The organism is Paraburkholderia sp. AV2, from assembly GCF_054968425.1.
Genome location: NZ_JBANLK010000065.1, coordinates 18463 through 27656, shown reverse-complemented (window position 1 = coordinate 27656; position 9194 = coordinate 18463). Strand labels below are relative to the sequence as shown.

General features: G+C 65.7%; 8 protein-coding genes. 7 read left to right on the top strand and 1 reads right to left on the bottom strand.

Going from position 1 to position 9194, the window contains the following annotated elements:
- From V8683_RS28550 to V8683_RS28530, 5 genes are all read left to right on the top strand, one after another.
- The coding region (locus tag V8683_RS28550) for a 4Fe-4S dicluster domain-containing protein (protein WP_148092509.1) at positions 1–80 on the top strand (80 nt) is incomplete at its 5' end.
- A 43-nt stretch (positions 81–123) separates the two neighbouring features.
- Complete coding sequence (bktB, locus tag V8683_RS28545; protein ID WP_411192281.1) at positions 124–1320, top strand: beta-ketothiolase BktB; 1197 nt, start codon at positions 124–126, stop codon at positions 1318–1320.
- Between the two features lie 389 nt (positions 1321–1709).
- Positions 1710–2972, top strand: coding sequence for a Rieske 2Fe-2S domain-containing protein (locus V8683_RS28540; RefSeq protein ID WP_411192282.1), 1263 nt, complete (start codon positions 1710–1712; stop codon positions 2970–2972).
- 267 nt (positions 2973–3239) lie between these two features.
- A complete protein-coding gene (locus V8683_RS28535) occupies positions 3240–4367 on the top strand; it encodes a porin (RefSeq protein ID WP_411192283.1) in 1128 nt (375 codons plus the stop codon).
- 122 nt (positions 4368–4489) lie between these two features.
- Positions 4490–5452: a PDR/VanB family oxidoreductase gene (locus V8683_RS28530; protein ID WP_411192284.1), complete on the top strand. Its 963-nt coding sequence runs from the start codon at positions 4490–4492 to the stop codon at positions 5450–5452.
- Positions 5453–5461: 9 nt separating this feature from the next.
- Here the strand turns inward: V8683_RS28530 and V8683_RS28525 are convergent, their stop codons facing one another.
- Positions 5462–6382: a LysR family transcriptional regulator gene (locus V8683_RS28525; RefSeq protein ID WP_411192285.1), complete on the bottom strand. Its 921-nt coding sequence runs from the start codon at positions 6380–6382 to the stop codon at positions 5462–5464.
- 99 nt (positions 6383–6481) lie between these two features.
- Between V8683_RS28525 and V8683_RS28520 the strand changes: the two genes are divergently transcribed.
- Both V8683_RS28520 and V8683_RS28515 read left to right on the top strand, forming a co-directional pair.
- Positions 6482–7780 (top strand): CitMHS family transporter, encoded by a 1299-nt coding sequence (locus V8683_RS28520; RefSeq protein ID WP_411192286.1) that lies wholly within the window; start codon positions 6482–6484, stop codon positions 7778–7780.
- Between the two features lie 28 nt (positions 7781–7808).
- The gene (locus V8683_RS28515; protein ID WP_411192287.1) at positions 7809–9194 is read left to right on the top strand and encodes an acyclic terpene utilization AtuA family protein; all 1386 of its coding nucleotides are present in this window, start codon (positions 7809–7811) and stop codon (positions 9192–9194) included.

The following is a 9194-nucleotide window of genomic DNA, read 5'->3' as shown; positions in this document are numbered from 1 at the left end:
GCGACATCAAGGACCCGACGCAGAACATCGTGTGGGTCACGCCCGAAGGCGGCGGTGGACCGAATTATCCGAACATGTAGTGCATGAACGCGCGTGAATGCGCGAACGAACCGGAGCAACACTATGAGCAATGCAGCGAAGGAAGTGGTGGTGGTGAGCGGCGTCCGTACCGCGATCGGCGATTTCGGCGGTAGCCTCAAGGATTTCGCGCCGACCGATCTCGGCGCGCGCGTCGTGCGCGAGGTGCTCTCGCGTGCGAACGTGTCCGGCGAAGAGGTCGGCCACGTCGTGTTCGGCAATGTCATCCATACGGAGCCGAGGGACATGTACCTCGCGCGCGTCGCGGCGATCGACGGCGGCGTCGCGCAGCACACGCCCGCGCTGACCGTGAACCGCCTGTGCGGCTCCGGCCTGCAGGCGATCGTTTCGGCGGCGCAGACCATCCTGCTTGGCGACGCGGAGATCGCGATCGGCGGCGGTGCCGAGAGCATGAGCCGCGCGCCGTACACGGTGCCGGCCGCGCGCTTTGGTCAGCGCATGGGCGACGGCAAGCTGATCGACATGATGCTGGGCGCGCTGCACGATCCGTTCCAGACGATCCACATGGGCGTGACGGCAGAGAACGTCGCGAAGCAATTCGGCATCACGCGCGAGGCGCAAGACGCGCTCGCGCTCGAGTCGCACCGCCGCGCCGCGCGCGCGATTGCCGAAGGGCGTTTCAAGGATCAGATCCTGCCCGTCGCGCTCAAGTCGAAGAAGGGCGAAGTGCTGTTCGACACCGACGAGCACGTGCGCCACGAGGCGAGCGCCGACGACTTCTCGAAGCTCAAGCCGGTGTTCGCGAAGGAGAACGGCACGGTGACGGCCGGCAACGCGTCGGGCATCAACGACGCGGCGGCGGCCGTGCTGATGATGGAGCGCGGCGTTGCCGAAAAGCGCGGCGCGAAGCCGCTCGCGCGCCTCGTGTCCTATGCGCACGCGGGCGTGGACCCGGCGTACATGGGGATCGGCCCCGTGCCGGCATCGCGCCTCGCGCTCGAACGCGCGGGCATCACGGCTGCCGACCTCGACGTGATCGAGTCGAACGAGGCGTTTGCCGCGCAGGCCTGCGCGGTCGCGAAAGAGCTTGGGCTCGATCCCGCGAAGGTCAATCCGAACGGCTCGGGCATCTCGCTTGGCCATCCGGTGGGGGCAACGGGTGCGCTCATTACGGTGAAAGCGCTGTACGAGCTCAAGCGTATCGGCGGCCGTTATGCGCTCGTGACGATGTGCATCGGCGGTGGCCAGGGGATTGCGGCCATCTTCGAAAACCTGCAGTAATGCGCGGCTATCAAGAGGCTATCAAGAACGTCTGAACCCGCTGGCTGGCGGGTGCCGATAACCGGCAGCTCGCCAGCCACATCCTGTCTCTCTCCTGATCCCCGGCAAGCCTGCTTTCCGGTGGCCGCTCCAGAAACCCGGGACGAACAGCTACCTGTTTGATACCTCCGGGTGTTGCTCCAAACATACTGGCGACAAAGAATCGCATTACCGGCCTGCACGCGCGGTATCCGAAGCAGTATTCGATTCAGGCAGGCTACGCGCGTGCGTCAGACGGCCGCGTCGGCGCGAGGCGCGAACCTGCGTTCCCGTATGGCATCAGGAGGAGAGCAGTCATGTTGAGCGCGGAAAAAAACAGGCTATTGACCCAGGTTGGTCCAGGAACGCCGATGGGTGAATACCTCCGCCGCTATTGGCATCCCATCGCAGGCGCGACGGAATTCGACGACAAGGCGGTGCGCCCGATACGCCTGTTCGGCGAAGATCTCGTCTTGTTCAAGGATCTGTCCGGCCGCTACGGACTCGTGCAACGGTATTGCCCGCATCGGAACGCGGATCTCGCGTTCGGCTTCGTCGAGCGCGAGGGACTGCGTTGCGCCTACCACGGCTGGCAGTTCGAGGCCGGCGGACAATGCGTGCATCAGCCCTTCGAGGAGATCGTCGATCCCGAGGCGCGCCTGCGCAAGAAGACGAAGGTCGCCGCCTATGAAGTGCGCGAGAAGGCCGGCATGCTATGGGCCTACATGGGGCCTGCGCCCGCGCCGGAACTGCCGGACTGGGATCTCTTCAACTACAAAGACGGCTTTGCGCAGGCCGTTTTCGCGGAACTGCCGTGCAACTGGTTCCAGTGCCAGGAAAACTCGATCGATCCGATCCATTTCGAATGGACGCACAACAACTGGACCGCCCGCCTGCAGGATAGCGAGGCCGAGTACGTGCCCACGCACCTGAAAACGCAGTACGAGGAATTCGAGTACGGGTTCGTCTACAAGCGCTTGCGGGCGGCGGAGACCCAGCAGAATCCGATGTGGACTATCGGCCGCGTGACCCTGTGGCCGAACGCGTTCTATCTGGGCCATCACTTCGAATGGCGCGTGCCGATCGACGACGAAAACACGCTTAGCGTGTTGTGGGTTTTCAGCCGCGTGCCGAAAGAGCAGGAGCCCTACGTACAGGAGCGCATCCCGTCATGGTATGGCCCGCTCTACGACGAAAACGGCGAATGGATCAAGACTCACGTGGCGAACCAGGACTTCGCCGCCTGGGTGGGGCAAGGCCGCATCACGGACCGCACGAAGGAGACACTCGGTGCAAGCGACCGTGGCATTGTGATGCTGCGCAAACGCTTCTTCGACGAACTCGATGCGGTGGCCGCGGGCAAGCAGCCGAAGGGACTGATTACCGACAGCGCAATCAACCGGAACATTGTGCTGCCTTCCGCCTGCCGCGACGAGCTCATCAACGGCTTGCCGCGCGAGGAGCAGGACCGGCATCCGCTACTCGGGCCCTACCTGCGCGACTTCATCGGCCAGGCCGGCCAGCCCCTGGATGTGACGCTGGCCTACGAGGCCGCGATCGGCCAGAAGACGCGCGGCGCCACGTCCTTCGTGGTGCATGGCGCCGCTCCCGAGGCCATGGTGGAATCCGACTAACCTCGCAGTTGCCGGGCAGTTGCTTCGCAGTTGCCGGATACTCCGGCGCATACGCTTTCCATGAGGGCGCGCCACGCGCCGCTCATGGAAAGCCACCCATCGGCCGCCCTCGACGCGGCGACGGCACGAACAGGGGAGGAAGACGAAAGCAGATCGATCCATTATTGATAGTTCGTAGTACTACAAATATCGAGCGAGATATCCGGACCCGGATGACGTCGCGATAAGGTCCGCACGTAACTGTCCCTTCACTACAAGATCAATTTCATGAAGACCACCCTGAAACTCGCCGCCATGGCGGCGATGGCATGCCTGTGCGTACCAGGCCACGCACAGAGCTCGATTACGCTGTATGGCCTGCTGGACGAGGGCATAACCTACGTCAGCAACGAGGGCGGCAATCGCTTCATTGGCGCCATGTCGGGCGTGAATTTCGGCAGCCGCTGGGGTTTGCGCGGCACCGAGGTGCTCGGCGGAGGCTATAGCGCGATTTTCGACCTCGAAAGCGACCTCGATCTCAACACAGGCTCCTATGTTCCGGGCATTGGCAGCGCGCTGTTCGGCCGCCAGGCCTGGGTCGGTCTGTCGACGCCGTACGGCACCGTCACGCTCGGCCGCCAGTACGACTTCGCATGGGACTTCATGACGCTCGGCTATTTCAGCCCGGCGGGCTATGCGCTGGCAACCGGCGGGCATATCGGCGACGTGGACCGGCAGGGCGGCGACCGCCTGAACAACGCGGTCAAGTACACGACACCGGTCTACGACGGGGTTCAACTGGGTCTCATGTATGCCTTTGGCGGCGTCCCGGGCAGTCTCGCCAAAGACAGCGCGTTCAGCACGGGGCTGCGCTACGACGGCGGCAGTCTGCAGCTTGCGGCGGTCTACACGAGCGTGAGGAATCCTGCGTTTTTCGACCCCTATGGCCAATTGGGCGTGTCGTCGTTCCTTGGCCAGGCGACGACCTCGGGCGGCGTGGATGCTTACCCCGACGGCAACTTCGCGATCGACCGGCAGTCGTCGGCGGAGTTTGGGGCCTCGTATAACTTCGGCAGCCTGACGGCGGCAGGCAACATCACGGCGACGACGTTCAAGGGTTACGGCCAGTCGCAGACGGTCTGGATCTACGAAGGCGGCGTGATCTGGCAGATCACGCCGTTCCTGCAGGGCATTGCCGCATACGAGTACGAGAGGACCGATCACGTTCACTGGAACCAGCCGACGGTGGGAGCCTATTACTTTCTCTCGAAGCGCACGAGTTTCTATGCGGCCGTGTCGTACCAGGTCGCTTCGGGCGATGTCGTTGCCCAGCAGGGGCAGGATTTCTACTGGTATACGCCCTCGTCGAACCATGAACAGGCTGCTGCTCGCATTGCGATCATCCACAAGTTCTGACTCCCATGGAGTCCGGCTATCCGGCGCCGGGACGCAGCGTTCCCGGCTTGCCTCGCTGGCCCGTGATGCGTTCGCCGTACCCGATGTGCGCTGTATGAATTTTGTTTGATGAATGGAAAACGATGACGCATTCTCCCTTGTTGCAGGCACGCGTGCGAACGCTGCGCCACGAAGCCGCTGGTGTGCTGGGCGTCGAGCTCGTGCCCGAAGCCGGCCACCGCTTTCCCGCCTTCACAGCGGGCTCCCATATCGATCTGCACCTGCCGAACGGCGTGACGCGCAGCTACTCGCTCGTCAACTCACCCGACGAAACCGGCCGCTACGTACTGGGCGTGCTGCTCGACCCGAAGAGCCGCGGCGGATCGCGCTTCGTGCACGAGAGCCTGCACTGCGGCGCCGTGTTGACGATCGGCGCGCCGCGCAACCTTTTCGCACTCGACGAAAGCGCCGATGAAAGCGTGCTGATCGCGGGCGGAATCGGTGTGACGCCGATTCTTTGCATGTACCGGCGCCTGCGCGAACTGGGCAAGGCGGCACGCGTAGTCTATTGCGCGCGCAGCCGCACGCAGGCGGCGTTTCTCGATGCGTTCGCCGCGCTCGGCGGCGACGTCGTGCTGTGGTTCGACGACGAGCACGACGGTCAGGCGTTCGACCTGGCGGCTTTTCTGGCCGGGCAGAACAAAGCGGCACACGCCTATTGCTGCGGGCCGCTGCCCATGCTGGCTGCGTACGAGGCGGCATGCGCGTCCGCGGGTCTCGTCAACGTGCACCTCGAACGCTTTGCGGCCGCTCCGGCCGCGCTTGCCGCTCCGGTGGGCGCTTACGTCGTGCACCTCCAGCGCAGTGGCCGGACGATCGACGTGCCGGCCGGCGCGCGCCTGCTCGACACGCTGCTTGCGGCGGGGGTGGCATGCGACTATAGCTGCGGCGAGGGGATTTGCGGGGCCTGCGAAACGGCGGTCCTCGAAGGCGCGCCCGAGCACCGCGACAGCGTGCTGAGCGAGGCCGAGCGATCGGCCGGAAAGTCGATGATGATCTGCGTCTCCGGCGCGAGGCGCGGCAGCAGGCTGGTGCTGGATCTCTGACGCCGGTGGTCACTTGCGCCTCGCCAGGGCAGGGCCGCTCTTCTGGCCCAGCCGGCTCAGCATCAGCCTGACGAACGCATCCGTGACGCCCGGCAGCGTACGCCCGCGCTTTTTCACGAGCGCTGTGGCGCGCACGAAGGCCGGATCGTCGATCGGTCTCGCGACCAGTTCGGGTTCCGCGAGCACCTCGCGCGCGCTTTGCGGCAGGATCGTGAGGCCAAGGCCGCCGCGCACCATGGCCACGGCCGTCATCATGTAGGTGGGCTCGCAGGCGATCTCGGGTGTGGCGCCGCTGGCCTTGAGCGCCGCATCCACCACGCTGCGCACGCTCGTGCCCGGTGCCGTCAGCACGAGCGGCGAGCGCGCGAGGTCCGCCACGCCGATGCGCCGCTTGCGGGCCAGCGCGTGCGTTTTCGGGCAGACCGCCACCAGCCGGTCGGAGCCGCGATAGAGCACGTCGAGCGAAGCGTCGAACACGTCGCCGCCGGTCAGCCCGATATCCACTTCCTCGCTGCGCACGAGTGCAAGGACGTGACTTGCCACCGCGTCGCGAATCAGAAACGTCGAGCGCGGCACCTGCTGCCGGAATGCGCGGATCAGGTCGGGCAGCGTGCTCGCCGCGAAGGTGGGCAGGCATGCGAGCCGGACCGTGCCGCTCGATCCGCCGCCCAGCGCCCGGGCGTCGCGCAGCACCCGCTCCATGTCTTCCAGCGAGCGCTGCAGCAGCGGCAGCAATTCGCGGCCCGTTTGCGTGAGCGCCACGCTGCGGCTGTTGCGGTCGAAGAGCCGGGCGCCGACGATCTCTTCCAGACGCCGGATCTGCACGGTCAACGCCGGCTGGGAGAGATGCAGTTGCGCGGCGGCACGCGTGAAGTTGCCGGCCGTCGCGACGGTGACGAACGCACGAATTTCCCGCAGATTCAGATCCATAGCGTTCTCTGATTGCTGCAATCAAATCATTTCAATTGCGTTATTGCAGCGTCGAACTTACCCTCCCTCTCATCAAAAGACAAGACTGGAGACACGACCATGCTGCCTGTGCTGGGGCTTCTCACGATTGCCGTCCTGCTCGGCGCCATCCTTTCACGGCGCATGTCGCCGCTCGTCGCGCTCATCGTCGTGCCCATCGCGGCCTCGTTGATCGGTGGTTTCGGATTCCATACGAGCAAGTTCGTGATCGACGGGCTGAAGAGCCTCGCGCCCGTGGTCGGCATGTTCGTATTCGCGATCCTGTACTTCGGCACCATCACGGACGCCGGCACGCTCGACCCGATCATCGACCGCATCCTGCGGGCCGTGGGCACGCGTCCCACGCGCATCGTCATGGGCACGACGCTGCTCGCGCTCCTGATCCACCTGGACGGCTCGGGCGCGGTGTGCTTCCTCGTGACGATTCCGGCCATGCTGCCGCTCTACGACCGGCTGCAAATGGACCGGCGCGTGCTGGCGGCGGCGGCTTCGATGGCGGCGGGCATCAACTTCCTGCCGTGGACGGGGCCGATGATCCGCGCGTCCGCTTCGCTGCATCTGCCTGTTTCGGCGCTGTTCAATCCGCTGATTCCGGTGCAGGCAATCGGTCTCGTGTTCGTGTTCGGCGCGGCCTGGTGGCTCGGGCGCCGCGAGGAGAAGCGCCTTGGCGTGGCGGCGGCGGGCGGCGAAATCGCCTTGCCGAAGCGCGAGCTGACCCCCGAGGAAGCGGCGCTGCGGCGCCCGCGCAACTTCTGGTTCAACATCGTGCTCACGGTGATCGTGCTCGGCCTGATGGTGGTGATGGGCGAGAAGATTCCGCCCGCGCTCGTGTTCATGGTGGGGCTGTGCATTGTGCTGATGGTGAACTATCCGAATGTCGACATGCAGCGCAAACGTATCGACGCCCACGCGCGCGCCGCGCTGATGATGGCGGGCATTCTGCTGGCGGCGGGCGTGTTCACCGGCGTCATGCAGGGCAGCGGCATGCTCAAGGCGATGGCGCAGGCGGCGGTGGGCTTCGTGCCGCCGTCGCTCGCGAGTCACATTCCCGTCGTGCTCGGGCTGCTGGCCATGCCGCTCAGCATGTTGTTCGACCCGGACTCGTTTTACTTCGGTGTGCTACCGGTGATTGCCGAGGTGGCCGGGCAATTCGGCGTGCCCGCGGCGCACGTGGGCCAGGCGGCGCTGCTGGGCCAGATGACGACGGGCTTTCCCGTGAGCCCGCTCACGCCCGCCACGTTCCTCGTCGTCGGCCTGTGCGGTATCGAACTGGCCGAGCACCAGAAGTTTACGTTTCCGTTGCTGTTCGGCGCGTCGATCGTGATGACGATCGCCTGCGTCGTGCTGGGCATTTTCTGATCAGGTTCTATCGGATGGTGGTGTTGAAATGACAGCGACCCAAGGGACAGGCAACCCGAGCGGACCCGGCGCGGCGCGGCGCGTCAGGATAGGCGCCGGCGCGGGTTATTCGGGAGACCGGATCGAACCGGCCGTCGAGCTGGTGGAACACGGCAAGCTCGATTATCTGGTGTTCGAATGTCTCGCGGAGCGGACCATCGCCATCGCGCAGCAGGCGCGGCGCAAGGATCCGCAGCTCGGCTACGATCCGCTGCTCGAAGCACGCATGCGCGCCGTGCTGCCCGGCGCCGCGCGCAACGGCGTGCGCATCGTCTCGAACATGGGGGCCGCCAATCCGCAGGCGGCCGCGCGCAGGACAGCGCAGATCGCGCGCGAGCTCGGCCTGGGCGGACTGAAAATCGCAGCGGTGAGCGGCGACGACGTGCTCGACGTCGTGCTGCGCGAGCCGTTTCGCTTCGAGGAGTCGGGCGACGATGTCGCGCGTTACCGCGAGCGTATCGTTTCGGCGAATGCCTATCTGGGCGCGGCGCCGATTGTCGAGGCGCTCGCCGCCGGTGCCGATATCGTGTTGACGGGCCGCGTGGCGGACCCGTCGCTGTTCACGGCACCGTTGATTCACGAGTTCGGCTGGCGCTTCGACGACTGGGCCACGCTCGGCCAGGCGACCGTGGTCGGCCACCTGCTCGAATGCGCGGGGCAGGTCACGGGCGGCTATTTTGCCGACCCGGGCTACAAGGACGTGCCCGATCTCGCGCGCCTCGGCTTTCCGGTCGGCGAGGTCGCGGCCGACGGTTCGGTCACGATCACGAAGCTGCCGCAGGCGGGCGGGCGCGTTAGCGCGGCGACCTGCAAGGAACAGCTCATCTACGAGATTCACGATCCAGCCCGCTACTTGCAGCCGGATGTCGTCGCCGATTTCACGGAAGTGGAGATTGTCGAGGAAGCGACCGACCGCGTGCGCATTAGCGGTGGGCGCGGAAGCGCAAGGACGGCCACGCTGAAGGTCTCGGTGGCCTATGTCGACGGTTTCATCGGCGAAGGGCAGATTTCGTATGGCGGACCGGGCGCCGTTGCACGGGCGCAGCTCGCGCTCGATATCGTGCGCGAGCGCCTGGCGGCGACGGGCGTCGCTACGGACGAATTGCGCTTCGATCTGATCGGGCTGAATTCGCTGTATGGGGAAACGGGCGCCGCGCAGCGCAACGAGCCGGCCGAAGTGCGCGTGCGCGTAGCCGGCCGCACAGCCGATGCTAGCGAGGCGCTGCGCATCGGCAACGAGGTCGAAACGCTCTATACGAACGGGCCCGCGGGCGGCGGCGGCGTGACGAAGTCGGTGCGCGAGGTGCTGGCCGTGCAGTCGGTGCTGTTGCCGCGCGGCTTCGTCACGCCCGGATTCGCCTTCGTGGAGGCATGA